The organism is Anabaena catenula FACHB-362 (genome assembly GCF_014698735.1).
GTDB classification, from domain to species: Bacteria; Cyanobacteriota; Cyanobacteriia; order Cyanobacteriales; family Nostocaceae; genus Anabaena; species Anabaena variabilis_A.
The window spans coordinates 70223-96405 of the sequence record NZ_JACJTQ010000022.1; the positions used below are offsets into that span (position 1 = coordinate 70223).

The following is a 26183-nucleotide window of genomic DNA, read 5'->3' on the forward strand; positions in this document are numbered from 1 at the left end:
CTCCCCATCTCCCCATCCCGCTGTCCCCAGGATGATTATGACTGCTCACGTTCATACGCAAGATCGCGGATGAGACTTAACCTAGCTTGAATGTAGTCGCAAAGGTAGTCAGTTTCGTTCGGATCTAACAAAGCTTGCTTTGTGGTTTGTTTGACTAACCATTGTACCAAGCTAGCATCGTCAAGCTGCAAGAGAGTCACTGCTTGGGCGGCTTCAACTATAGACCAAAGCTGACGCATAATCGTAGGAGTCATCAGACCTCTATTGAATCTTGAGCTTAGTTGTTTTTAGATTACACAATTTAGATATGAGTTGACAAAATAAAGCTACAACATGAGACAACTGTTATTAAAAACTTAACAAACAGATTTATAACTTTATGAACATTCAGAATTGGTAAAAAACATCAATGAATTAACAAAAGTTAACCTGATATCATCCCGAATGAATGATTGAACATTCTTAATCTAACTAATATTTTCCTATTATACAAATCGCATATCTAAATTACCAGCCCCGTTAGTTATGAGTAGTTTAATTTAGGGATTTAAACCCTAATACCAAAATAGTTATGGAAGTGGGAGACTAATAATTGATTTTTGACTAGGGGCTAGAAATATAACTTAACGCTAATTTGTTTAATCCCAATTAATTTTTTAATAAAAAAATTTATAAAATACTGATTATGACTTAAAATCTTAATAATAAAACAGGGTAAGTAACATTCTTGTTAGCAGTAGTTCTCTACTAATGACTGCAATGGTTAAACCTGACAATAGCTTGAAAATAGTTGAAGACACTTCCTTAATTGTAGAACCGATTGAACTAAGTGCCATACCTACGAAGATTGCAGCTATGGCATCTGACGAAGGTTTGGGTATCACTGATTATTGCCAAAACAGTAAATTTGGTAAATTACTACCTGATGCCTTTTACATTCATGTGTTAGCACTGCACATACTTGACCCCTGGCTTCAGGAATATGAAAGCCGCGCCCGTAGTATCGCACCTCAAGTACAAGAGGCTACATTAGTTAAATTTAGCACTAATAAAGCTAAAATTTCCTATTTATTTTATCCTGATTTTGATACTGACCCCCATCCTGCATTACGAGCTAGTATTCAAGTAGACTTAGAAACTCGTGAAGTTGGCTACCGCGATTACAGCGACTCAGCAAATCCTCCCATTCTTCACCGCAAAGAAACTTTTGTCACACCAGATTATCCCTTTTATGAGCAGTTTGCAGCCTTAACCCGCACTCAAGAAGCTTTAGGGTTATTGCATAATACCAGAGGGATTGGGACAAGAGAGGGTTGGGAAAAGCGGTTACAAACTTATGGGGTGGAAATACAGGGACATAACCTGATTCAACGACAAATAACTAATACAGCCCATTTAACCCCAAAAATTGAGCGACACAAAGCAGCAATTATTCGTCCTGATTTATCCCGTCCAGTCAGATTAGCCTTAGAATCAGGCTTATTTAGTCCAGAAACCAACTTTTTTGATTATGGTTGTGGACATGGTGGAGATGTTACTCGCATCGCTGAACAAGGTTACATTAGCAACGGTTGGGACCCTTACTACTCTCCAAATACTCACCGTACACCTGCGGAAATTGTCAATATTGGCTTTGTAATTAATGTTATTGAAGACCAAAGTGAACGTCGGGAAGCTTTAATACAAGCTTGGGAACTAACTCAGAAAGTGCTGCTAGTATCTGCCCAAGTTTTAATTGCTGATAGTAGAAGAGGTGTAATTGCTTTTGGTGATGGGGTAATTACTAATCGCAACACATTTCAGAAATATTATGAACAAGAAGAATTAAAAATTTACATTGATCAAGTGCTAGGAGTTGATGCAATTCCTGTGGCTTTGGGTGTTTACTTTGTGTTTCGAGATGAAGCTGAAGCACAGTTATTTAGGTCTTCGCGCTTCCGTTCTCGTGCTAGTACTCCGAGAATACGTGCTTGTGTGAAGCGGTTTGAAGAACATCAGGAACTGTTAGCACCCTTGATGGCTTTTATGACTGAACGGGGAAGACTTCCTAGTAAGGGGGAATTATCTCAAGAAGCGGAAATTTGTACAGAATTTGGAAGTTTACGACGTGCCTTTAGTGTAATTATACAGGCGACAGACTCTGAAGAATGGGAAGCGATCGCAGAAAAACGCCGTCAAGATTTGATGGTTTATCTAGCGCTGTGTAATTTTAGCCGTCGTCCCAGATTAGGACAATTAGCCCCAGCGGTACAAGATGACATAATTGGTTTATATAGTACTTATAAACAAGCTTGTATAGATGCTGATCAAATGCTACGCAGCTTGGGGAATACAGAACTAATTATTAAACGTTGTCAAGAAAGCAAAATTGGTAAAAAATTACCTAATTCTCTTTGGGTTCATATTTCTGCACTACAATCTGTTGATCCTTTACTACGTCTTTATGAAGGTTGTGCTAGTAGAACAATAGGACGCTTAGAAGAAGCAAATGTGATTAAGTTCCATATCAAAAACCCGAAGATTTCCTATTTATTTTATCCTGATTTTGATATTGATCCACACCCAGCTTTATCTAAAGAAATGACAATTGATTTGCGGGATTTGCACGTTACTTATCAAGACTATGATCTTGAAGATGACCCGCCAATATTACACCAAATAGATGCTTTAGTGACTCCAGATTATCCTCAATATGAGAAGTTTGTGAAATTAACTCGTCAAGAAGAAGACTGGGGACTTTTAGATAATTGGCGAAGTATTCGTCGTCTTTCTGGTTGGGAAAAATGTTTAAAAGAAAATTGTGCAGTTCTGAATGGTTACAAGTTATCTTGGAGTAAAGATTGTGATGCTTATAAATTAAGAGTACTTAAAGCTGCTGTACAAACTCGGAAAAGAAGCAGGAATGATTCTCACACCAAAATGCAGAGAAGTAAAGAGGAGGAATAGAGATTTTGTTTAAATCTCCTTTGCTAATTTTAGCCAATTTTCAATTCCTTTTTTTGTGGGTATTCCTGAATTATTAAATGTCCAAATATCCCGTTTGTGTTGAATTCCATAACTAATGTGAATTGGTTGTTGATTACTGTAAAAATACAGGGAATCAAAAGGTATTTTTTTTTGTAAAATCCAATCTATAACTTGTTCACTAGGTAAGTTTGTAATGATAAAATCACAAGCAGCCCCTAACCTTGCACAGTAGTATTTGCCATTTTTATTGATTTCGTAGCTGATATGTTGATCGAGATTAGGGGCTACACGACCGTTTTTCTGTCCTGTTATGGGGTCTTTTTTCTCAAGATACTTTTTTAAGTCTGGAGAACAAAAGCCGTAGGTAAGCCGAAATTGTTCTCTACCAAAGTAATCTATAATTGGGTCGATGATAAATTTATTTAAATCTTGTAAAGCAGGAATTACTTCGGGAATATTTTGCGGATATGGGTTGATATTTTGGGCATATTTATGATAGGTTTGACTGCAAGTACAAAATTCTTCTAATGTAATATATTTACTAATTTTTATTTCTTTTATATTCATAATCTATTTCTCAACAATATATTCTTAATTATATTCAAACCTTTATTTTATCTCGTAAGATTTTGTAGTCTGTAGGGTGCGTCAGAAAAGATAATTTTAGGGGAAAAGTTCTAATTTTTATAGTCTGATATAGGACTAATATTTGATTTTTGAAATATACGTAGGGTGGGCATTGCCCACCGTATCATGGTTTTGTAAGGCATAGCCCTACCTACAAATACTTAGATCTATTCAAGAATCAAATCGGATGCCTATATACCCTAATTAATCTAACTAACAACTTACGTTATTAAAACCTTTATTTGGGAAGTATAGAGACGTTTCGTGCAACATCTCTAAATCGTTATTTTTGAGTTATTTATGGTTTATCGAGATAGATTCGGTTCAACAATCATGGGAAAATTGGCAAAGTTGCGTTTTGCCCAATCCATGCCTATTTCGTTACTCATTTTTATATTTTGAGGGATGTTGGTGTAGAGTTTACCTAAAATATCAACATCTTGTTCAATAATTACTTCTGCTAACCGGACAAAATTCTTTTTAATTAAATGGGCGATAGGATGTTTGGCTTTACCATAAACCAAAACATAGGTGCGAGTATGTGTTTGTGATTCGGGAACAAAGAAATGAATTTGTTTAACACTAGCAAAAGGACTTTCACCATGTACAATTACACAAAAAGGAAAGAAATTTTCTAAATGGGCGTTAATTGTGTTTGGTATAGCTAACAGTCCGGGATTTTTGAGCAAGTCACTTAATTTAGGCTGTTTTCTGATTAAGTCAAAGTAAGCATGAGAGTGATGTCCATTGTCAATAAATTTTTGAAATTGTACTTCGGTGATCTCAAATAAAGGACGGTGTGTGCCATTTTGATGATCATAGTCGTGCATATTTAGTAGCATTGTCAACAGTTCAGTTTTGACACTGAAGTTTTTGCTATGTCCGATAAATTCATATTCACTGGCAAAATCTTTTAAAATTGTCGGGATAAAAATTTTGGCTTCATATCCGCCATAAGTCCAAATAAAATCATCTTGAATAATTAATTCTAAGGGTTTGCTTAAAGATTTTGTCTGCTTGTTGCTATTGGGTAATACTGTACAACCATTGCTATCAAATTCTAAAGCATGAAATGGACAAACTACGGTACTACTCCCGTCTGCTTTTTTCGCACACCAACCTTCGGAAAGCATTGCACCTAAATGAGGACAGGCGTTAGGTAAGCAGCTAATTTTACCAACACTATCTAGCCAAAGTACGTAGTCATTCCCATATAGAGAAACTTTAAAAGGCTGATTCGGCTTGAGCATGGAGCGATGAGCCAATAACCAGGGTGCGCCTTCTAACATGATTATAAAACCCTATGATTTAATTAACTAATTTTTTAATTAGTTTAACGAGTAAGTCAGATAGCTGTCTACTCTTGTTAAACTAAACAAGCAAAATATGTCTGGAAATGCTGTGGTGAAGTTTGTTAAGAATGAGAAAGTTGCTAAATCTGTGAGTCACGTAAGAGATGCGGAGGTGACGCAGCAGCAAATTCTTGATGCAGCAGAAATAGAGTTTGCTAGACATGGGTTAAAGGGGGCTTGAGTGCGATAGCCCATTGGGCGAAAATTACCACAGCGATGATACATTACTACTTTAAGAATAAAGAAGGTTTGTACAAAGCGGTTTTGCAGCGTCCGATTAATCAGCTAGAATTAGTAGTAGGTCAAATGAACCTTGACCATTTACACCCAGAAGAGGCGTTGAAGGAAATTATTCGGTGTGCGATAGCTTATAAAGCGACTTATCCCCATCGCCAGATGCTGTGGTTTCAAGAAGCAATTCAAAATAAGGGTTTGTATTTTAAGCAAGTCAACCCTGGTAGTTTATACGAACCACTGCTAAAAGTCCTAGAAAGGGGAATAAAACAGGGCTGTTTTCGTCCATTAGACCCATTCTTAACCCTGACTCATTTGATTAGTGTCTGCATCTTCTATTTTGTAGTCCAAGAAAACTGGAAGCATCTGACACCAGAGATAGATCATTTGAGTCCAGAAATGGTAGAGAAACATACAGAAGGAGCGATACCTGCGGTTAGCGTTCGCGCAGCGTCTCGAAGAGAAGCTATCGCCCTAATTTTAGGTGGTGTCAAGCAAACACCATCAACTCAGTGTTCCAACTAAGTACGAGAACTAAAAAAGTATGAATGTTCAAGAACTTTTAGCTAAGTACGCAACAGGTCAGAGAAGCTTTAGCTGCATTGCGTTACCAGGAGCAAATCTTCAAGGAGTCAACTTGGGTGGTGTAGACTTCGGTCGAGCAGATTTAAGAGGAGCAAATCTGACAGCAGCTTCCTTAAGTGGAGCTAATTTGAGTAAAGCCAATCTTCAAGGAGCAACATTAGAAAGAGCGCATTTATCGGAAGTTATTCTCTGTGGTGCTAATTTAACTCAAGCTATATTGAAAACTGCTTATTTAAATGAATCAGACCTCAGCGGTGCATTGTTAACTGGTGCTAATTTGTCCGATGCTAATTTACACATGGCCTCAATTTCAGCCGCTAACTTACAGGGTGCAAACCTGAGTGGTGCGAAAATGGGGGGTGTGAGAATGTGGAAAGCAAATTTGCAAAATGCTGATTTAACTGGTGCTGACTTAAGTGAAGCAAATTTGTGTGAGGTGAATTTGACAGGAGCTAATTTAGATGACACAGATATGAGTGAAACCTTTCTAACAGGGGCAATTATGCCAGATGGTAGCATTCATAGTTGAGATTTTCAGATTTAACAGATAAGGTGTGTAACCCTGGGAATTAATTGCTAGGTCGGTTAGCATTATCTAGACTTGGGGGTTTGAAAAATTGCGGTGAACTCAAATCCTGCTTGTCTAGTCAGCACCAACATATGTGTTATTACAGTATTTTAGCGATCGCTTACTTAACGATAAACTTTTTGATTTAAGCTAAGTAGGTGAAAAGAAATCAAACTATCTTAAGTAAGATCACAAATTTTCAAATTAGCTCTTTATCAGTTAATTATCCTCAGCCACAATCACATCTAGACTATAAATAAATTTATTGTAAGTTTTTCCTAATATTCCTCCCGTCAAGTCCTTCTTGAACCCATCTTAGACACTCATATTCTGATGAGAACAATTTTGGCGCTGCTAGATTATTTAAAAATTCGGGTGGATAATGGTCATAGAAAAATTTATTTTTTTCCTTAAACACAATTATTAAATTGTGGCGATAAACGTAGCGCGATCTAAAACCATCTTCATAACTGATAAACTCTGCATTGATGTCAATATGTTCTTGGGCAATATCAACAATATTTCTGATACTAATTCCATACACTTTAGCAGGATTTTCCACCTTATGAAAATGGCTTTTTCGTCCAATTTCTGACAATAGTTTGTATGAAAAAATTTCGTAATTATCTACTTTACCAAAAATAAATGGAATGATCAGATATCCTTTGTAGGAAACTGAGCTTTCATATAGAAGCCGATTCATCTCACCGTCTTTTGGCCTAAATTCTTCCATAATCTTACCTAAAATCTATATACCAATATAAAACATATTTTGTACTTGGTATCCATAACACTTGATGGTTTATACTTAAAGCCAACCAATTTAGTGTCAGTTACTAGTTATAATTACTACCAAAGAGTCAGTTGACTAGGTGGCTGGTTAAGGTTGTTCCAAGGTAAAGAGGGAACTGTTACACCGCTTTGTTCTAATAGCTGTTGGAAATAACGGGCATTATGAGGAGACATATCTTCTGTAGGACAATGGACAAAGAAATAAATCCGCACTCCCGCTTTTAACCACTGCTGGATCTGTATTACCCATTCTTCCATAAACTGCTGATTAACTGACAACTGCGGATGAGAAATAAAGCGAATCAAAGTAAAAGGTGCTGTAACACTAAATTGCACTGGTAGCTGAGGTTTACGCCGTTCTGATGCTAATTGTGGGTCATCATCTCCACTGTAAATAGGGCGTGAGTCTAACAACACTCTCCCCACCTCTAACTTCTCTAACAGTGTTGTCAAATTACTCCTATGGGGTTGTTGAAACCAGTCAGGATGTCTTACTTCTAGGGCTAGAGGTACATCTCTACTAGGCCAAGCTTCCAGAAAAGCCGCTAAATCATCCAGTAATGCAGGTGAGTAACTGGGCGGTAGTTGGGCAAAGATTGGTCCCAAATGCTTACCCAAAGGACGCATTTTATCTAAAAATTGTAAAGCATCAGGGATGTGGGGTCGCAATAATTTTTGATGGGTGATGTCTCGCGGTAATTTCAAGCAAAATTCAAAACCTGGCGGTGTTTCTGTAGTCCAACGGGTAACGGTTTCTGGGTTAGGTACAGCGTAGAAAGTGGTATTACCTTCCACTGTAGTGAAGCGACGACTGTAAAGATGTAGAAAGTCAGTGGTGCGAGTTCCTGGGGGATAGAGTTCGCCCACCCAACCTTTATATGCCCAAACTGCACATCCGATATAAAAGTTCACAAAATAAGTCGCTTTGATATGTTCTATTCAATTGTACAAGTAGTTAAAAAACATTGACTCTTGCTAGTATTGTATCAAGATTATACTAACTCAATAAATTAGTAATTTTATGCCAAGAAAAGAACAGGGTTGGGTGACATTTCAAACCTCAGAAGAGGAGAAAAAGATTTTAGAGGAATTCTGTCAGCACTCTCAGCGAACTAAAACTGAGATTTTGCGGGAATTAGTACGTGGTCTTAATAAATACTCTTCACCGCCAACATCGCTACCAACTGCACAAGAAAAAGTGGAAACTCACACTTATGAGTTGGAAATTATTAATTCCAAAAAACCATTAAAAGTTAGTTCACGCAATGTTCTTAAGGGAGTTGTGAAACGAGTTACTACAGGAACTGTGAATACTGAAGTGACTCTAGAGATTGTTCATAAGGTTGAGTTAACTTCCATGATTACCAGAGTTTCGGCTGAGGAGTTAGAATTGGTTGAGGGTTCAGAAGCTTATGCTGTGATTAAATCTAATGATATTGTCATTGCTAAAGAATAGAGAAAGATGTAAAACAACCTTCTTAAAATCCAACAAAAACGGGAAATTGCTTTCCCGTCTCATAACGACAATTTTTGAATTTGGAAATGGATAAATAAGCTCATCCAAATTAGTCGGTTTTAACCGACTTTAGGTATTAGACAGGGAATTTATTCCCTGGCTAAACGAATGCCTATGATAATTTAAGTTAGTCTAAGCTTCGACTTTTACACCTTTCCAGAAGGCAATATAACCTTCTATATTTTTAGCTTTTTCTTTGGTGCTGGGGTAGTACCAAGCGGCATCTTTGTTGACTTGTCCATCAACTTCAACACTGTAGTAACTAGCAACTCCTTTCCAAGGACAAGTGGTGTGGGTGTTGCTATCGGTAAAATACTGTTTGTTAATAGCGTCAGCAGGGAAGTAATGATTTCCTTCGACGACTACTGTGTTATCGCTTTCGGCTAAAACTGTACCGTTCCAAGTTGCTTTCATAATGAGGATTGAAAAAAGTTCACAATTATTATTGTGACATTTTTAGGTGATTACTAGCTGGTGATTAGAAAATTCATGGAAAGAGGCTAAGATTACCATTTATTTGCGTGATATACTGAATTTTGTGATAATTTTTGCGAAATAGCGATAGCGCTGCTGCAAGCAGTTCGCAACTGTGGAAATAATATTTACGTCTACTTATTTATAGTAAATTTATGGAACTAGAAGATTTTTCAGAAACAGCAATTGAAGATTGGGACTTTTTCTTACCCAGAAACCATAAAAATCAACCGATAGAAAACAAACAATACCGCATTTTTCAACCTGAATGGCAATCAATAATATTATTATGGTTTGAAAATAACGAGATACCGAAAGTAGAAAAAGAGGCATTTATTCAAGCACTGATTAATTTTGAAGATGGTTGTGTGCAATATGAAGGTAAAGGTTTTTATGGGTATCAAGCCTATTTTTTAGCGGCGGCGGCAATTGATAATTTTCAAGAATGTGAGCAAGCGGATGAAATAGTCGAACAAATTGTTAACTGGAAATTAGATAATAGTTTTAGCTGTATTCAAGATAAAATTACAGACGCACTGCAAAAAACAGACAAAATAAAAGCTGTTAGTGTTTTAGAAACCATACTATCTACATCAAAAGATGAAGAAAATTTTGGAAAAATAGCTGATATCTTGTGTGAAATAAACTTTGTAAATACCCCATCTATTAATGCTTTAATTCAAATCATCAATACATCTATTAATGCTTTAATTCAAATCATTAATACATCTAATAATGAAGAAATTATTTATGAATCTGTTTTTATCTTAAAGAAGGCAATTTCTCGTAATCAAACAATGATTGATTCTTTATTAGAACTTATACAAATCTCACAGGGTGAAGATAGGCATGAGAGACTGATTAGTTTGTTAGAAAAAATCTACTCTGATATTGAAAAAACTATTGCTGCTTTAGTACAACTTATTCATCGGTTTCAGAATGAGTCTATATTTTTTGAAGTTGCTAGATGTTTAGGAAATATAGGTGCTGACAATCAAGAAGCTATCAATGCTTTAGTGCAACTTTTAGAAATATCCCAAGATCGGTCCACACTTTCTCAAATAGCTAAAAGTTTAGGATATATAGGTAATGAAGAAGCTATTAATGCTTTGGTAAGACTTATAGACACATCCCAATCTGAACTTGTCCAGGTTTATGCAGCTTATAGCCTACAAGAAATAGATCCTGATAATGAAAAGGCTATTGCTGCTTTAGTTCATGTATTAGATACATCACAAAATGATCTTCTTCGTTGTGATATAGCTAATAGTTTAAAAAATATAGATTCTGTGATAATGAAAAAGCTATTACAGCTTTACTACAAATTATGAAAATATCAAAGGATGAGGACACTCGTTCTCGAGCAACTGTCAGCCTAAACAAAGTATGCAATGATAAAAAGTATAAATCCCTCGTAATTCAAGCCTATAGTCATTATCAGCTAGATAATCAAGAGTATGATCTAATTTGGAAATGGTCACAAAATATGACCTACCCTGAATTTTATCAAGCTTGGCATCAGTCCTGATTCGTTATTCTTGTAGTTCAATTTATCAAAATTGTTTTCTACTAATATGCACAACCAAAGTTTAATAGAACTCAAAGTCAAATTAGGAAAATTAGCTCAAGCAGTTCTAGATAGAAAAGCCAGTCGGTTTAGATTAAATGAATACTTAGGAATAAGTGACGATGAAAACTCATTACTAAAATTAGCATTAAACTTAGGTTGGTTAAATCAGGTAGGCAGAGATACAGAGAAAAGAACTATTTATGCTTTTGCTAATGCTTACTTGGCAGAAAATTTAGCGGCAATAGCGATTGATAATTGGGACTTTTTCTTACCCAGAAGCCATAAAAATAAACCAATAGAAAATAAACGATATCGGATTTTTGAACCAGAATGGAAACAAACAATATTGTTGTGGTTTGAGCGGAAAGATATACCTAAAGAGGAAAAAGAGGCATTTATTCAAGCCCTGATAGATTTTGAAGATGGCTGTGTGAAATATTTCGGGAAAGGTTTTTATGGCTATCAAGCTTATTTTTTAGCTGCTGGGGCAATTGCTAAATTTAAAGAATGCGATCAAGCAGATAAAATAGTTAAGCAGATTGTTAAGTGGGAAGTAAATAATTGTCGTTTTAGCAGTATTCAAGAGCAAGCCATAGCAACACTACAAGAAACGGATCGGAAAAAAGCTATTTCCATTCTAGTGCAACTTGTGGATAAATCAGATACTCTTACCCAACGTAGTCAGGCGGCTGAAAGCCTATGGAAAATAGACCCTGAGAATGAAAAAGCGGAAGTAGGATTTCGTTATAGTGTATTAGGAGGGTATGGATCTGGATTTCTAGTTGATGATAATGACTTATTGGATGATAACACTATTAACCAGTCGGCTAAAAGTAGACAAAAAATAACCTCTGGGGATGAAACAGAAATCTTCGCTTTAGTGCAAATTTTATCTGAATCAAAATCTGAAGATGCCCTTGTTTCAGCAATTAGAAGATTAGGAGAAATAGCCACTGGTAATGAAACAGCAATCGCAGCTTTAGTAAAATTCATAGATATATCAGAATCTGAGTTGATACTGAGGCGAACGGCTGAAAACTTAGAAAAAATAGATCCTGGTAATGAAAAAGTGATCTCAGCCTTAGTACAACTCCTGAATACAGCACAGCACAAGTTAGGACGTAGGCAAGCGGCTGAAAGTTTAGGAAAGATAGGTAGCACTGGCAATGAAAAAGCGATCGCTACTTTAGTGCAATTCTTATCTGAATCGCAGGATGAGTACATCCGTCAGCATATGGCTGATAGCTTAGGGATGATAGACGGTAATGGCAAGGAAAAAGCTATCACAGCTTTAGTACAACTCCTAGATAAAACACAGAATGAGGATATCCGTAAATACATAGTTAATAGCTTAGGTTTAATAGGTATTGACAATGAAAAAGTGATTGCAACTTTAGAGCAACTCCTGGATATATCACAGGATGAAAATACCCGTTTGCAGATAGCTTATAGCTTATACAGAATAGCTCCTGGTAATGAAAAAGTCATCCCAACTTTAGAGCAGTTTCTAGATACATCACAGGACAAGGATAAACGTTTCCAGGCAGCTTATAACTTAGGGAAAATAAACCCTGGCAATGCAAAAGCAATATCCACTTTAGAGCAGTTTCTAGATATATCACCGGATGAGGACAAACGTTTACAGGCAGCTTATCGCTTAGAACAAATAGATCCTAGCAATAAAAAAAATATATCCAATTTAGTGAAAATTTTTTGTGAATCAGAGAATGATCATACTATGCAGGGCGCAGGTAGCCTGTTAAAAAAGATAGATATAGATCACGGTAATAAGGATCTATCTATCCTACTTCAAGCTTTAAATGACACTACTAAACTAGATTATCTCCGGTATGACCTCATCTGGAAATGCGCTCAAAAGATGTCTTACCCAGATTTTTATCAAGCTTGGCATCAGTCCTGATTCATTATTTGTGTAGCCTGAGTTGTAAGTAAATCTTAAACCAATATGCAAAATGAAAGTTTAAAAGAACTCAAGATAAAACTCGGAAAATTAGCTCAAGCAGCTATAGATAGAAAAGCCAGTATTTTTAGATTAAATGAATACTTAGGAACAAGTGATGATGAAAACTCATTGCTAAAATTAGCATTAAACTTAGGTTGGTTAAATCAGGTAGGCAGAGATACAGAGAAAAGAACTATTTATGCTTTTGCTAATACTTCTTTAGCAGAAAATTTAGCAGTAAAAGTGATTGATGATTGGGACTTTTTCTTACCTAGGAACCATAAAAATCAACCAATAGAAAATCAGCGATATCGAATTTTTGAACCAGAATGGAAACAAACAATATTGTTGTGGTTTGGGCGTAAAGATTTACCGAAAGAGGAAAAAGAGGCATTCATTCTAGCACTGAGGGCTTTTGAAGATGGCTGTGTGAAATATGAAGGTAAAGGTTTTTATGGCTATAGAGCTTATTTTCTAGCGGCTGCGGCAATTGCTAAATTTGAAGAATGCGATCAAGCCGATAAAATAGTCAAGCGGATTGTTAATTGGAAATTAAATTATTCTCGTTTTATGATTATTCAAGAGGAAGCCACGTTAGCGCTGCAAGAAACGAATCGGACAAAAGCTATTTCCGTTGTAGTGCAACTTCTGGATACATTACAGGATGAATATAGCCGTAATTTCCAGGTGGCTAAAAGTTTATGGGATATATACCCTCATAAAGACCGCTTAAGTAGTATTAGTTATGATTGTTGCCATCTGGCTGAATGCTTAGAGAATATAGACCCTGGCAATAAAAAATCCATAGCAGTTTTAGTGGAACTCTTGGATACATTACTAGATGATTTAACTCGCTGGCTGGCGGCTGAAAGCTTAGGAAATATAGACCCTGGCAATGAAAAATCTATAGCAGTTTTAATACAAATACTAGACACATCAAGGTCTGAGCATGCTTCTTACTTTGCCGCTAGAAGCTTAAGGAATATAGGCAGTGGCAATAAAAAAGTGATCCCAGCTTTAGCGCAACTCCTAGATCCATTAGAGGAAGAAGATGAGTTCACCCCTTCGCATACGACTAAAAGCTTAGAGAATATAGATCCCAATAATGAAAAAACTATCGCCGTTTTAGCGCAATCCCTGGATACATTAGATAACAATCACACCCGTGGTTATTTGGTTTATATTTTAGGGAGAATAGGCAATAACAATGAAAAAGCCATTGCCGCTTTAATAAAATTGCTGGATACATCAAAGGATGATTCCACCCGTTTGCAGGCGGCTAAAACCTTAGGGAAAATAGGCAATAACAATGAAAAAGCCATTGCCGCTTTAGTAAAACTGCTAGGCACATCAAAGGATATCCGCATCCGTTTTGAGGCGTGTAAAAGCTTAGAGAAAATAGACCCTAGCAATCAAAAAGCAATCATTTTCCAATCGGCTTATAGGTCAGGGGAAATAGTTACTGGCAATGAAAAAGCGATTGCAGCTTTAGCGCAACTTCTGGATACATCACAGGATGAGTATACCCGTTGTCAGGTGGCTTATAAGTTAGGAGAAATAGGCATTGGCAATCAAGAAGCAATTTCCGCTTTAGTAAAATTGCTGGATGATGATTCCACCCGTTTCCAGGCGTGTAAAAGCTTAGGGAAAATAGATCCTGGCAATGAAACAGCAATAACAGCTTTAGTGCAACTTTTGGATACATCAAAGGATGATTCCACCCGTTTGCAGGCGGTTGAAAGCTTAGGGGAAATAGTTACTGGCAATGAAAAAATTATCGCCGCTTTAGCGCAACTTCTGGATACATCACAGGATGAGTCTACCCGTTATCAGGTGGCTTATAAGTTGGGAGAAATAGGCATTGGCAATGAAACACCAATAACAGCTTTGGTGCAAATCCTCGATACATCACAGAATGAAGATACCCGTTTGCAGGCGGCTGAAAGCTTAGGGAAAATAGATCCTGGCAATCAAACAGCAATAGCAGCTTTAGCGCAACTTCTGGATACATCACCGTATGAAGAATACATTCAATGGGCAGCTGAAAGCTTAGGGAAAATTGGCATTGGCAATGAAATAGCGATTGCAGCTTTAGTGCAACTTTTGGATACATCACAGAATAAGTACATCCGTCAAGAGGCAGTTAAAAGCTTACGGAAAATAGACCCTGGTAATAAAGATGGAAGTGTGTTACTTCAAGCCTTACGTCGCTATGAGTTAGATCGTAACTGCTATCATCTGATCTGGAAATACGCTCAAAAGATGTCCTACCCAGATTTTTATCAAGCTTGGCATCAGTCCTGATTCGTTATTCTTGTAGTTCAATTTATCAAAAGTATTTTCTACTAATATGCAAAACCCAAGTTTAATAGAACTCAAAGTCAAATTAGGGAAATTAGCTAAAGCATCTCTAGATAAAAATGTCAGGACTTTTGTATTCAATGAATATTTGGAAACAAGTTATGATGAAAACTCATTGCTAAAATTAGCATTAAAATTAGGTTGGTTAAATCAGGTAGGCAGAGATACAGAGAAAAGAACTATTTATGCTTTTGCTAATGCTTCTTTGGTAGAGGATTTTGCGGCAACAGCGATTGATGATTGGGACTTTTTCTTACCCAGAAACCATAAAAATAAACCAATAGAAAATCAACGATATCGAATTTTTGAAGCACAATGGAAACAAACAATATTGTTGTGGTTTGAGCGTAAAGATGTACCTAAAGAGGAAAAAGAGTCATTTATTCAAGCATTGACTAATTTTCACGATGGTTGTTTGGTTAATTTTGGAGATGGTCGTCTTAAATATGAAGGTAAAGGTTTTTATAAATATCAAGCCTATTTTTTAGCGGCTGCGGCGATCGCTAAATTTAAAGACTGTGATCAAGCAGATGAAATAGTCAGACAGCTTGTTAGTTGGAAATTAGATCGTTCTGCTTTTCTTTTTAATTATAATGCTGAAAATCAAGTCACAGTAGCACTAAAAGAAACAGATATTTCACGAGTTATTCATGCTTTGTTGAAACCCCCAGAAAAATCAGAGGATAATAATGGGAATATAGGTTGCAATTGTATGCAAAATTCTTCAGAAAATCAAATTAAAGTTTTGATGGACATACTAGATACATTACAGGATCAGACCACTTATAAACAGACCAATGACAACTTAATAAATATAAACTCTAAGAAAGAACAAGCTATCACAACTTTAGCAGAAATTGTATCTCAATCACAATTTGAGTACACCAGAAGAAATGCTGCTCAAGCTTTGCAAAAAATAGGTGCTGGTAATGAACAAGCAGTAGCAGCTTTAATAGAATTCCTAAATAAATTAGATTTTGATTTAATTCATCAGGAAATCATAGAAAGTCTCATCCCTTTTAATGAAAAAGCAATACTTATAGCTAAATTGAAGTTTGAGTTAATTCATCAGGAAATAATTAAAATCATAGAAAGTATCATCCCTTTCAGTGAAAAAGCAATGCTTGTAGCTAATAAATCAATAACTCATCTCATAGAAGAAATAAAGACATCACAGGATAAAAACGCCTGTATTAGAGCTATCGATAATTTAGGTAAAATAGGTTATCAAAATCCAAGAGTAATCGCATTTTTAACAGCATTAATAAATAAACCACAGTATACATACATCCTTCCTATTACGGCTAAAAACTTAGGAGAAATTGACCCTGGTAATCAAACAGCGATCGCTACTTTAGAAAAACTTCTGGGTAGTTTACAAGAAAAAAAACTGCTTTGGGAAGTAGCTGACAGTCTATATAAAACAGACCCCCAGAATAAAACAGCAATCATAACTTTTGTAAAACTTTTAGATTCATCACCCAGTGATTCAGTCCGTGGTCTTGCGACTAAAAGTTTAAGTCAAGTTACCATTGGCAATAAAACAGCTATTATGGCTTTAACGCAACTTCTAAATACATCGCAGGATGATTTTACCCGTAAGTTAGCATCTGAAAGTTTAGCTCAAATAGACCCCGGTAATAAAACAGCTATCATCAATTTAGAGCAGCTTTTAAATACATTCCAGGATAAATACTTCTGTTGTCAGTTAGCTTATAGTTTATGGCAAGTAGATATTGGTAATACAAAAGCTATTACAACTTTAGAGGAAATTTTAAATACATCGGAAATTTATATTCGTAAAAAAGCGGCTGAAATTTTACAAATTATAGACTCTGATCATGAAAAAGCTATTACAGTTTTGATAGATATTCTAGATACATCAGAACCTGACTATATCCGTAAGCAAACAGCTTATAGTTTAATGAATATCAACCCTAGTAATGAAAAAGCTATCTCCACTTTATTGCAACTTATAAATAAATCAGAAAATGAATACACTCATAGTCTGATACTTGAAATCTTAGAGGTAATAGCTCCTGACAATGAACAAGTAATTAAAAATTTATCACAACTACTAGATACATCAGAGAATGAATCAACCCGTTCAATAGTGGCTAAAGGCTTAGGTAAAATCAATCCTGGTAATCAAAAAGCAGTTGCAGTTTTAGTACAAATTATTAATAGCTCAGATAGTTCTTCAACCCAGTTAAAGGCGATAGAAACCTTAGGAAAGATAGTCATTGATAATAAAGAACGATTGTTTTTATTGAAACAATTAAATTGCTGTAATAATCTGGATGATTACCAGTATTCCTTCATCTGGGAATGCGCCCAACATCTTCCCTATCCAGATTTTTATCACGCTTGGCATCAGTCCTGATTTAAAACATAATTTGTTATTACCAGTAAAAACAAAAAATCCCTCCACCAAAGAGCGAGGAGGGGTAAGTATGGGTTTATTCTTAACTAAAACTGCTCAATAATCCCTCCACCTAAAACCTTATCCCCTTCATACCAAACCGCAGCTTGTCCAGGGGTAATGCTGAATTGAGGTTCATCAAACACTAAACGCACACGGGAATCTTCACAAGGAATCACTGTCACGGGTACAGGTTGAGAACGATAGCGAATTTGCACTTCTGCACGAATGGGGGTTGCTGGTTCAGCAATAGAAACCCAATTTACTCTATTTACTGTACATTCTGCCTCAGTTCCCTTGGTGCGATCGCCCACGACAACACGATTATTTACAGCATCTAGTTCGATTACATACAGCGCTTCCGGTGCAGCAATCCCCAAACCCTTACGCTGTCCGATGGTGTAATGATGCACTCCATCATGTTGACCTAAAATTTTACCAGTGGTATCGACAATATCACCTGGTTTAGGAGCTAGATATTTATCTAAAAATGCCCGCATGGAACCGTTACTTTCCACTAGGCATAAATCTTGACTTTCTGGTTTATCAGCTGTTTTTAAGTCGTATTCAGCCGCCATGCGTCGGGTGTCGGTTTTATTCAGTTCACCCAAGGGAAATATAGAAGCACCTAATAAATCTTGAGACAAATCATAGAGGAAGTAAGATTGGTCTTTGTTGCGGTCAACTGCACGTAACAATTGGTAACGTCCGCTGGTTTCATCGTAGCGAATTTTGGCATAATGACCGGTAGCAATGCGATCGCATTCCAATTTTTCACGAGCATATTTTACCATTGGTCCAAATTTCACTGTCTTGTTACATTGGGAACAAGGCAACGGCGTAATTCCCGCACTATAACCAGTGACAACGAAATCGATAATCTCTGTTTGAAAGACATCCCGAATATCGACAATTTCATGGGGAACGCCCAGTTGTTCACAAATCTGAGCCGCGTCGATCATTCCTTCAGAGCAACATTGCCCTTTGCCTTTCATTAGCCAAAGGGTCAAACCAATTACATCATAGCCCTGATTATGTAGAATAGCGGCAGCTACAGAACTGTCAACGCCACCTGAAAGACCAACGACGACTTTTTTCATAAACCACACTTTTAAAAGTGCTAAATTTTTATTGCTAGTGCAGGTTTTTCATCTTAGCACAGCACTGCAATTACCAGACTCTCCAATTGTAGCATATACTTCCGTAAAGCTTGGCGAGAAAAGCACTTCGGTTTTTATCTTAGTTACAAGTATTGAAAATTCCTCATTGCCTATTTAAAATGATGTCTGGTAAAAAATATGTAACTGTAAGATTATTTGGTTTAAAAAATATATGTCTAGTAAAATGCCCAGTCAATTTACTTCCCTATCCATACTTTTTCTAGTTTTTGGGGGATTGTTGGTGCTAATTCCCCAACATAACCCAGCACAAGCCCAAATATCCAAAAATGGTTTTTTAATAGCGCAATCAGCATTACCACAGTTGCAACCAATGGAACCGGTGGAGTTTAATCAACCAAACCAAAATTCTGATTCCTACTCAACCACACAAATTAGTCAATCTAACCAAAACTTTGAGCGTTACTTTGTCTATGTTGACAGCAGTAATATGCAAACACTTCAACAAGTCCGTCAGGTGGAGAGCAGTGCTTATATTCGGGAGTACAATGGACGTAACGTTATCCAGTCAGGTATTTTTACCCGACAATCTAACGCCCAAGAACGAGTGAGAGAACTGGAGTTAAAAGGTGTTAGTGGCGCTCGTGTTGTCAGTTTCTCTAATACGGAGCCAATAGCTTACTATTCGGGTGCAGCGGTGCCGTTTTCCTCTCCTAGTAGTTATTCTGTGATTACTAAACCTGTTAATGCTTACTATGTGATCATTCCCAGTAACAAAAATAATTTACGATACATTGCCCAACAAATTCAAAAAAACATAGGTCGAAATAGCAATGTGTTCCAGAGAAATCAACCACGAGGAGCGCATATAGCTGTGGGACCGTTTAGCGATCGCTCGATGGCAGAACAATGGAATAATTATCTACAAAAGTCAGGTTACGGTGATGCTAGAGTTTACTACGGAAAATGAGTGACCAAATAATTCGTAATAGTGCCTCCGGTCCCGCTAGGGATACGTAATTCGTAATTCGTAACTGGGAAAAGTTTTTCCCCTATTCCCTATTCCCTGTTCCCTATTCTCTGTTCCCTATTCCAAATGACTAAAGAACAAGTTATCGTTACTGCTGCACAAATGCGGGATATTGAGGGGCGGATATTTGCCGCTGGGATGCCTGTTGCGGCTTTAATGGAAAAAGTAGCGAGATTAATTAGCGATCGCTTACAGGCTATTATTCCCCAAGGACAGCGTGTAGGAATTCTAGTCGGTCCCGGTCATAATGGTGGTGATGCTTTAGTAGTAGCTCGTGAATTACATTTTCGTGGTTATCAAGTTTGGATTTATCAACCTTTTTCTAAACTAAAAGAATTAACTTCTCAACATTTCCAATATGCTCAAAGTATAGGAATTACTTGTTATCAAGAACTTGAAGAATTACCAAATTGTAATTTTTTAGTTGATGGATTATTTGGTTTTGGTTTAGAAAGAGAAATTACCGATACTATTGCTTCCGCAATTAATCATTTTAATGAATGGAATCAGCAGATTTTTAGTATTGATTTACCTTCCGGTTTGCATACAGATACAGGTGAGGTTTTAAGAACTGCAATTCGGGCAAATTACACCTTTTGCTTGGGTTTATGGAAACAGGGTTTATTGCAAGAACAAGCATTAGAATATATTGGCAAAGCTGAATTAATTGATTTTGATATTCCCTTAGCAGATATTCATGCTGTTTTAGGAAATCCACCGAAAATAAACCGCATTACTAAAACAACCGCACTTGCGACTTTACCATTACCTCGTTCCCCAGTTACACATAAATATAAATCAGGACATTTATTATTAATTTGTGGTTCACGACGTTATGCGGGTGGAGCAATTTTAACTGGTTTGGGTGCGCGGGCTTCCGGTGTGGGGATGTTATCAATTGCTGTACCTGAATCTATTAAACCGCTGTTGGTGTCACATTTACCAGAAGCATTAATTATCGATTGTCCAGAAACAGAAACGGGAGCAATTTCTCATTTACAATTACCAGGAAAAACCCATTTAAGTTCTTTTACTGTAATTGCTTGCGGCCCCGGTTTAACTCAAGATGCTATGCCAATAGTACAACAGGTAATTGAAAGTGAAGTTCCTTTAATTATTGATGCTGATGCTTTAAATATTTTGGCACAATTAGGAACTATTTCCACTTTACAAAAACGTCAAGCTGCAACTGTACTCACACCCCATACAGGTGAATTTGAGCGTTTGTTTCCTGATATTGATTATACGAACAGAATAAGAGCAGTACAAACCGCATCTGCTCAAACTGGGGCTATAGTGTTGTTAAAAGGGGCAAGAACAGCCATATCTAATCCTGAAGGTGTCGTTTGGATAAATCCTGAAAGTACCCCAGCTTTAGCCCGTGGTGGTAGCGGTGATGTGTTAACTGGTTTAATGGGTGGATTATTGGCGCAAGCTGCAAATAAACAAACTCCTATTGAAGATGTTGTAGCAACTGCGGCTTGGTGGCATTCTCAAGCAGGTATTTTAGCAGCAGAAGAAAGGACAGAATTAGGTGTTGATGCTTTTACTTTGACGCAGTATTTAATGAAAGCGATCAAAAACTAGGAGTAATTCTAACGTGGAAACTGAAGATTTCAATATTTTGTCAGCAGATAATCCTTTAACTAATCCGAAAGATGACAAATTAGGATATGCTCCCTTTGCCGAAAATCTGGCTAAAAGCATTTGCCAAATGTCTCCTCCAGGATTTGTTATAATAGAATCACAGGAGGTTAAATAATTATATAATTATATGACAGCACCTCAAGCAACAGCAACTACAAACGCTAATCTCTACAACCAAGATTTTTATCTGTGGATAGAAACAACAGCCAAACAGTTAAAAGCAGGTAAATTTGCAGATGTTGATTTAGAAAATCTGATTGAAGAAATTGAAAGCATGGGCAGAAATGAAAAACAGGCGCTAGAAAGCAACCTAATTATTCTGTTAATGCACCTGCTAAAATACAAATATCAATCAGAAAAACGAACTAACAGTTGGAAATCAACTATTAGAGAACATCGGCGTAGATTGACAAGAAGTTTTAAAGATAGTCCTAGCCTAAAGACTTATTTTCAAGAAGTATTTATTGAATGTTATCAAGATGCTAGAAAACAAGCCAGTGATGAAACTGGTTTAGTGCTGGATATTTTTCCTGTAGAATCTCCTTTTAATACAGATGAATGTTTAAATCAAGACTTTTTACCTGATTAATTAAATTCCTAATTTTTATCCTTGTAATTTTACTTTCATGCAGTCATAACACCTACACCATCTCTAACCAGATGACCATCTTCCATGTAAACAATGCGATCAGCAATATCTAAAATGCGGTTATCGTGGGTAACTAGCAAAATTGTACAACCATGCTCTTTCGCTAATTTCTGCATTAATTCTACCACATCCCGTCCCGATTGTTTATCAAGTGCGGCTGTGGGTTCATCCGCTAAAATAATTTTTGGGTTACTAACTAATGCGCGTGCGATCGCTACCCGTTGTTTTTGTCCTCCTGATAAACTATCTGGATAGTAATTAATTCGATTTCCTAATCCTACCTCTTCTAACATTACTTTTGAACGATTGAGCATTTCTTGAGTTGAGATTTTCGGATGTAATTCTAAACCCATTCTCACGTTTTGAATTGCGGTTAAGCTACCGTGTAAATTGTGAGCTTGGAAGATATAACCGTTATTTCGTCGCGCTTGGGTGAGTTGTTTAGCATTAGCTTTGCATAACTCTTCACCTAATATTTGCAAGCTTCCAGATTGAGCAGAACGTAATCCACCCGCTAAGGTTAATAATGTAGTTTTACCTGACCCAGATGGTCCTGTCATGATGACAATTTCACCTGTGTTAATTGTAAGGTTGATATTAAATAAAACTTGTTTTTTGAGTTGTCCAGTTCCAAAATAATGGTCAAGGTTTTGGATGGAGATTACTGGTTTGGGAGAATTAATAGTTTGCATAATTGAGGTTTCAAAGAGATTTTTAAAGCAGAGACGCAGAGAGTAATTTTGATGTATTTAAAACATATCCGCAGGATCGGCTGATTGTAGTTTACCAGTGGCTATTGTGCCAGAAATTGTACACATGATGATTGTCAATAGAAAAACTATTAACGCTCTTGTTAAGGTCATGTATATTGGTAAGTTTGTGGCGTTGCGAGTCAGTTGATAAAGTCCTAAAGGTACTATAAATCCAGGAATAAAACCCAATGCTGCTAAAATAATTGCTTCTTCAAAAATTACGCCTAATAGGTATGCGTTCTGATATCCCATTGCTTTAAATGTGGCGTATTCTTTAATATGGGCATTTACATCTGTGGAAAGAACTTGATAAACAATAATGACACCGACAATAAATCCCATAGATACACCTACAGTAAATATAAAGCCGATGGGACTTTCTTTTTTCCAATAATCTTCTTCAAATTTGATAAATTCTTGTTTAGTGAAAACTTTCACATCTTCATTATCTTTAAGGTGTGATTTTAATGCTGCTGCTACCTGTTCTGGTTCATATCCTGGTTGAATGGAAATTAATCCAAGATCGATGCTTCCTACCTTTCGTTTGGGAAAGATGCGTAAAAAGTTTTCATCGCTAGAAACTAACGTCCCATCAGCCCCAAAGGATGCTCCTAATTTAAATAATCCACTAATATTAATTGTCCGTTTTTCTATTTCTGTGGGAACACTTTGACCTGCATCAATTTTGCTAAAAACCTGATCATATTCACCTCTAGCACCACGGTCAAAAAGAAAGTTATCTGCTAATTTTAGTTTATCTAATTGAGCGTTGATTTCTGGTATATCTAATGCAGATTGCTCAGGATTAAAGCCAATTGCTTGTACTGAAGTCTTGCGACGTGTTTGGGGATTTTTCCAGGTGACTAAACCGATATACATGGCTTGGGCGGATTTCACACCGGGTACATCAGCAGCTTGAAACAGCCTCCTCCGTGAAAAGGTGGACATATTTTGCATATTCCGGCTTTGCGGACTGATCAAAACGATGTCTGCAAGCACTCCACGATTTAAGGTAGTATTGCTGTCATACAAGGCGTTCTGAAAGCCAAGCTGCATAAAAATTAGCACATCTGCAAAAGCAATCCCTGATATAGCAACTAACAAGCGACTTCGATGATGGCTGAGTTGTAACCATCCTAGAGGTGTGCGTCGTTGGAGTCCTTGAATAAATCCTATCATAGTGAAATTACTGCCTTGATTTGTAAATTGGTAAATTTTGCGGCTTTATTACTTGATTCTTGATCTAGCTGTACATGAACTTCAACAACTCTAGAATCAATATTTTCACTGGGGTCAGAGTTGATCACATTTTGCCGTTGTACTTTCCAGCCAACCCAATCTACTGTTCCGTGCAATTCACCTGCTAGGGAGTTGCTAGATATTTTTACTTTTTGTTTAGGAGTAATTTTACTTACATCGTTTTGGTAAACTTCTACAACTGCATACATCTGGTTGGTTTGCCCAATTTCCACAATTCCGTCGTTGGATACCACTTCACCGGAACGAGTATAAATGTCAAATATTACACCATCTTGGGGTGATTTCACATAAACTTGGTCTAAATTAGCTTTGGCCTGTTGTGCGGCAGCTATGGTACGGCTAACTTCGGCTTTGGCTGCTGCTACGTCTACCGGACGAACTTCGGCTATTTGGTTTAAGGTGGCTTTGGCAGAAGTAACTTGTTTGCTACCAGTGGCGTTAATCCGGGTTAGGGCAGTTTTGGCTTCACTAATTTGCTTGCGTCCTGTGCTATCAATGCGGTTGAGGTTTGCTCTGGCTTCACTTAACTGTTGGGTGATGGTATCAAAACTGAGACGTTTAGTATCAAATAAAGACTGAGAAATTGCCCCATCTTGGTAAAGTTGCTGATAGCGTTGCAGTTCTACTTGAGCATTTTTGAGTTCGGCTTGTAGTCTATTAATTGTTGCTTGTTGTGCGCTTGTCTCACCTTGCCATTGCGCTTCTAATCTGGCAACTGCTTGTCTTTGTCCGGTTTCATCTCCGAGCTTTTGGGCTTCTATTCTGGCAATATCGGCTTTTTGTGCTTCTATTTCGCCTACTTTCGCGCCTGCTTGTACTTTTTCTAAGTTTACCTGGGCAACTTTCACCGCTGCTTGTGCTTCTTGGTAAGCGGCTTGGAGACGAGGACGATTATCTAAAATGGCTATTACTTGCCCTGTTTTGACTTTATCTCCTTCTTTAACCAACAGTGTCTCTACTCGGCTACCTTGACTAGATGTAGGCGCGGAAAGTTTAATTACTTTTCCTTTAGGTTCAATTCTCCCTAATGCTGTCACCGTCTTGATTTGCGGTGTAGTTATTTGGGCAGCTTGGATTACAGTGGTTTTGGATTGAGCTTGTAATACTTTATACCCTTTTATTCCCAGAATTGCCATGAATAAAGCTGTTGTCAGCAATATCAGTTGACGGGAAGTAGGTTTCAAAAATGCGGAATTTTTAGTTGTTACATCACGCACCATAAGTTTTCCCCTATGATTTAAGATGGGAACTAAACTAATTAGTTTAGTTGTCTGTAACTAAACTAAACCGTTCATTACAATCTTGTCAAGAGTCATCGCTAAAATAATTAATCTGGGAATTAATCTGGGTAGCTGATATGCGAAAAAAGAACAAAGAAGTAGAAGAAAGTCCTGTAGAACGATTGCTGTTAGTGGAGAAAGTTGATGCTATCTTGGCTGGTGCAATGCAGGAGTTTTTGACACACGGCTACGCTGCAACCACTATGGATAGAGTGACAGCTGCCGCTGGTGTATCGAAAACAACGGTATACAGCTACTTTCAGGATAAGGAAGGATTATTCACTGCACTGATTGAAAAATTAGCGCAGAAAACATATTTGGAGATTTTTAATCCTGAAGATCCGCAATTTCTCGCAGGAGAACCGGAGATAGTTCTGCGTCGCATCGCCAATAGTATTTTAGATAACATCGCTTGTTCACAGGAGTTATTAAGTTTTGTGAGGTTGATTATTGCTGAGTCTGGGCGTTTTCCGTCATTAGCTCAAGTTTTTGTTCGCAATGTAGATAAAACTAGTTTAGATGTCATTACTCAATATTTTGCAGCGCATCCAGAATTGCAATTACCTGATGCACCAGTAGCAGCACGAGTTTTTTTGGGGACTTTGGTGTATTTTACGATTACTCAGGATATGTTGCATGGTCGTGAGATTTTACCGATGGAGAGCGATCACTTGATTGATAATCTGGTTAATTTAATCACCAGTAGTAAAATAGATATACATGGTGACAAGTATTCTGGAACAAGGCATAAATCACCCAGACGCAAGCGCACAACTGGGGGGAGATTTCAGGCTGATTATGGTGATGAGTCTAAAAAGTTGCGGTCTATCCGGCTTACAGATACGGCTTGGGCAAAATTGGATGAATTAGCGCAGGAAAATAATTTAACCCGCAGTGAGATGATTGAAATCTTTGCTCGTCAAGGGTTTGGAGATGGTCAGGAGTCGAGGAAGTAGTTGTGTATATACATGGAATAATTGAAGTAAAAGCGATCGCTGACTTAATTCCAAGATGAG

General features: G+C 37.1%; 25 protein-coding genes. 15 read left to right on the forward strand and 10 right to left on the reverse strand.

The window, feature by feature from the left end; translation table 11 throughout:
- Nucleotides 1–35 precede the first annotated feature (35 nt).
- Nucleotides 36–254: a hypothetical protein gene (locus H6G68_RS15310; protein WP_190907404.1), complete on the reverse strand. Its 219-nt coding sequence runs from the start codon at nucleotides 252–254 to the stop codon at nucleotides 36–38.
- Between the two features lie 505 nt (nucleotides 255–759).
- On the opposite strand from H6G68_RS15310, the gene H6G68_RS15315 reads away from it, so the two are divergent.
- Nucleotides 760–2946: a DNA phosphorothioation-associated putative methyltransferase gene (locus H6G68_RS15315; RefSeq protein WP_190907432.1), complete on the forward strand. Its 2187-nt coding sequence runs from the start codon at nucleotides 760–762 to the stop codon at nucleotides 2944–2946.
- A gap of 9 nt (nucleotides 2947–2955) precedes the next feature.
- On the opposite strand, the gene H6G68_RS15320 is transcribed toward H6G68_RS15315, so the two are convergent.
- The gene (locus H6G68_RS15320; RefSeq protein ID WP_190907405.1) at nucleotides 2956–3534 is read right to left on the reverse strand and encodes a hypothetical protein; all 579 of its coding nucleotides are present in this window, start codon (nucleotides 3532–3534) and stop codon (nucleotides 2956–2958) included.
- Between the two features lie 365 nt (nucleotides 3535–3899).
- Nucleotides 3900–4883 carry a Rieske 2Fe-2S domain-containing protein gene (locus H6G68_RS15325; RefSeq protein ID WP_190907406.1) on the reverse strand — a complete coding sequence of 328 codons (984 nt, stop codon included), beginning with the start codon at nucleotides 4881–4883 and terminating at the stop codon, nucleotides 3900–3902.
- A gap of 97 nt (nucleotides 4884–4980) precedes the next feature.
- Between H6G68_RS15325 and H6G68_RS27790 the strand changes: the two genes are divergently transcribed.
- Genes H6G68_RS27790 through H6G68_RS15335 form a run of 3 tightly spaced genes read left to right on the forward strand, consistent with a single transcriptional unit; the run spans nucleotide 4981 to nucleotide 6294 of the window.
- Nucleotides 4981–5127, forward strand: a complete 147-nt coding sequence (locus H6G68_RS27790; protein ID WP_339327864.1) for a hypothetical protein — start codon at nucleotides 4981–4983, stop codon at nucleotides 5125–5127.
- Nucleotides 5124–5705, forward strand: coding sequence for a TetR/AcrR family transcriptional regulator (locus tag H6G68_RS15330; protein ID WP_339327865.1), 582 nt, complete (start codon nucleotides 5124–5126; stop codon nucleotides 5703–5705). The genes H6G68_RS27790 and H6G68_RS15330 overlap by 4 nt, the downstream gene beginning before the upstream one ends.
- A 19-nt stretch (nucleotides 5706–5724) precedes the next feature.
- Nucleotides 5725–6294 (forward strand): pentapeptide repeat-containing protein, encoded by a 570-nt coding sequence (locus H6G68_RS15335; protein ID WP_190907407.1) that lies wholly within the window; start codon nucleotides 5725–5727, stop codon nucleotides 6292–6294.
- Nucleotides 6295–6595: 301 nt separating this feature from the next.
- Here the strand turns inward: H6G68_RS15335 and H6G68_RS15340 are convergent, their stop codons facing one another.
- Both H6G68_RS15340 and H6G68_RS15345 read right to left on the reverse strand, forming a co-directional pair.
- Nucleotides 6596–7036 (reverse strand): hypothetical protein, encoded by a 441-nt coding sequence (locus H6G68_RS15340; RefSeq protein WP_190907433.1) that lies wholly within the window; start codon nucleotides 7034–7036, stop codon nucleotides 6596–6598.
- Between the two features lie 146 nt (nucleotides 7037–7182).
- Nucleotides 7183–8037 (reverse strand): DUF72 domain-containing protein, encoded by an 855-nt coding sequence (locus H6G68_RS15345; RefSeq protein WP_190907408.1) that lies wholly within the window; start codon nucleotides 8035–8037, stop codon nucleotides 7183–7185.
- 109 nt (nucleotides 8038–8146) lie between these two features.
- Between H6G68_RS15345 and H6G68_RS15350 the strand changes: the two genes are divergently transcribed.
- Nucleotides 8147–8581: a TOBE domain-containing protein gene (locus tag H6G68_RS15350; protein WP_190907409.1), complete on the forward strand. Its 435-nt coding sequence runs from the start codon at nucleotides 8147–8149 to the stop codon at nucleotides 8579–8581.
- A gap of 192 nt (nucleotides 8582–8773) precedes the next feature.
- Here H6G68_RS15350 and H6G68_RS15355 read toward each other — a convergent pair whose 3' ends face one another.
- A complete protein-coding gene (locus H6G68_RS15355; RefSeq protein WP_190907434.1) occupies nucleotides 8774–9058 on the reverse strand; it encodes a DUF427 domain-containing protein in 285 nt (94 codons plus the stop codon).
- 212 nt (nucleotides 9059–9270) lie between these two features.
- On the opposite strand from H6G68_RS15355, the gene H6G68_RS15360 reads away from it, so the two are divergent.
- From H6G68_RS15360 to H6G68_RS15375, 5 genes are read left to right on the forward strand one after another with little or no spacing between them, the layout of a single operon-like run.
- Nucleotides 9271–10446, forward strand: coding sequence for a HEAT repeat domain-containing protein (locus tag H6G68_RS15360; RefSeq protein ID WP_190907410.1), 1176 nt, complete (start codon nucleotides 9271–9273; stop codon nucleotides 10444–10446).
- Entirely contained in the window at nucleotides 10443–10643 is a 201-nt protein-coding gene (locus H6G68_RS27905; protein ID WP_422596169.1) for a hypothetical protein, read from the forward strand. The genes H6G68_RS15360 and H6G68_RS27905 overlap by 4 nt, the downstream gene beginning before the upstream one ends.
- 46 nt (nucleotides 10644–10689) lie before the next feature.
- The gene (locus H6G68_RS15365; protein ID WP_190907411.1) at nucleotides 10690–12606 is read left to right on the forward strand and encodes a HEAT repeat domain-containing protein; all 1917 of its coding nucleotides are present in this window, start codon (nucleotides 10690–10692) and stop codon (nucleotides 12604–12606) included.
- Between the two features lie 45 nt (nucleotides 12607–12651).
- Nucleotides 12652–14952 carry a HEAT repeat domain-containing protein gene (locus tag H6G68_RS15370; protein WP_190907412.1) on the forward strand — a complete coding sequence of 767 codons (2301 nt, stop codon included), beginning with the start codon at nucleotides 12652–12654 and terminating at the stop codon, nucleotides 14950–14952.
- A gap of 46 nt (nucleotides 14953–14998) precedes the next feature.
- A complete protein-coding gene (locus H6G68_RS15375; protein WP_190907413.1) occupies nucleotides 14999–17392 on the forward strand; it encodes a HEAT repeat domain-containing protein in 2394 nt (797 codons plus the stop codon).
- 86 nt (nucleotides 17393–17478) lie between these two features.
- On the opposite strand, the gene mnmA is transcribed toward H6G68_RS15375, so the two are convergent.
- The gene (gene mnmA / locus H6G68_RS15380) at nucleotides 17479–18531 is read right to left on the reverse strand and encodes a tRNA 2-thiouridine(34) synthase MnmA (RefSeq protein WP_190907414.1); all 1053 of its coding nucleotides are present in this window, start codon (nucleotides 18529–18531) and stop codon (nucleotides 17479–17481) included.
- A gap of 232 nt (nucleotides 18532–18763) precedes the next feature.
- On the opposite strand from mnmA, the gene H6G68_RS15385 reads away from it, so the two are divergent.
- The 4 genes from H6G68_RS15385 (at nucleotide 18764) to H6G68_RS15400 (ending at nucleotide 21815) form a co-directional block, all read left to right on the forward strand.
- Nucleotides 18764–19519, forward strand: coding sequence for a hypothetical protein (locus tag H6G68_RS15385; protein ID WP_190907415.1), 756 nt, complete (start codon nucleotides 18764–18766; stop codon nucleotides 19517–19519).
- Between the two features lie 126 nt (nucleotides 19520–19645).
- Entirely contained in the window at nucleotides 19646–21166 is a 1521-nt protein-coding gene (locus H6G68_RS15390; RefSeq protein WP_190907416.1) for an NAD(P)H-hydrate dehydratase, read from the forward strand.
- Nucleotides 21167–21179: 13 nt separating this feature from the next.
- Entirely contained in the window at nucleotides 21180–21341 is a 162-nt protein-coding gene (locus tag H6G68_RS15395; RefSeq protein WP_190907435.1) for a hypothetical protein, read from the forward strand.
- A 12-nt stretch (nucleotides 21342–21353) separates the two neighbouring features.
- Nucleotides 21354–21815, forward strand: a complete 462-nt coding sequence (locus H6G68_RS15400; RefSeq protein WP_190907417.1) for a DUF29 domain-containing protein — start codon at nucleotides 21354–21356, stop codon at nucleotides 21813–21815.
- A gap of 35 nt (nucleotides 21816–21850) precedes the next feature.
- On the opposite strand, the gene H6G68_RS15405 is transcribed toward H6G68_RS15400, so the two are convergent.
- The 3 genes from H6G68_RS15405 to H6G68_RS15415 are packed head-to-tail and all read right to left on the reverse strand — an operon-like array spanning nucleotide 21851 to nucleotide 25107.
- Nucleotides 21851–22567 (reverse strand): DevA family ABC transporter ATP-binding protein, encoded by a 717-nt coding sequence (locus tag H6G68_RS15405; RefSeq protein WP_190907418.1) that lies wholly within the window; start codon nucleotides 22565–22567, stop codon nucleotides 21851–21853.
- 57 nt (nucleotides 22568–22624) lie between these two features.
- Nucleotides 22625–23806: an ABC transporter permease DevC gene (devC, locus tag H6G68_RS15410; RefSeq protein WP_190907419.1), complete on the reverse strand. Its 1182-nt coding sequence runs from the start codon at nucleotides 23804–23806 to the stop codon at nucleotides 22625–22627.
- Complete coding sequence (locus H6G68_RS15415) at nucleotides 23803–25107, reverse strand: ABC exporter membrane fusion protein (RefSeq protein ID WP_190907420.1); 1305 nt, start codon at nucleotides 25105–25107, stop codon at nucleotides 23803–23805. The genes devC and H6G68_RS15415 overlap by 4 nt, the downstream gene beginning before the upstream one ends.
- Before the next feature lie 137 nt (nucleotides 25108–25244).
- Between H6G68_RS15415 and H6G68_RS15420 the strand changes: the two genes are divergently transcribed.
- Nucleotides 25245–26123: a TetR/AcrR family transcriptional regulator gene (locus H6G68_RS15420; RefSeq protein WP_190907421.1), complete on the forward strand. Its 879-nt coding sequence runs from the start codon at nucleotides 25245–25247 to the stop codon at nucleotides 26121–26123.
- The last annotated feature ends 60 nt before the right edge of the window (nucleotides 26124–26183 follow it).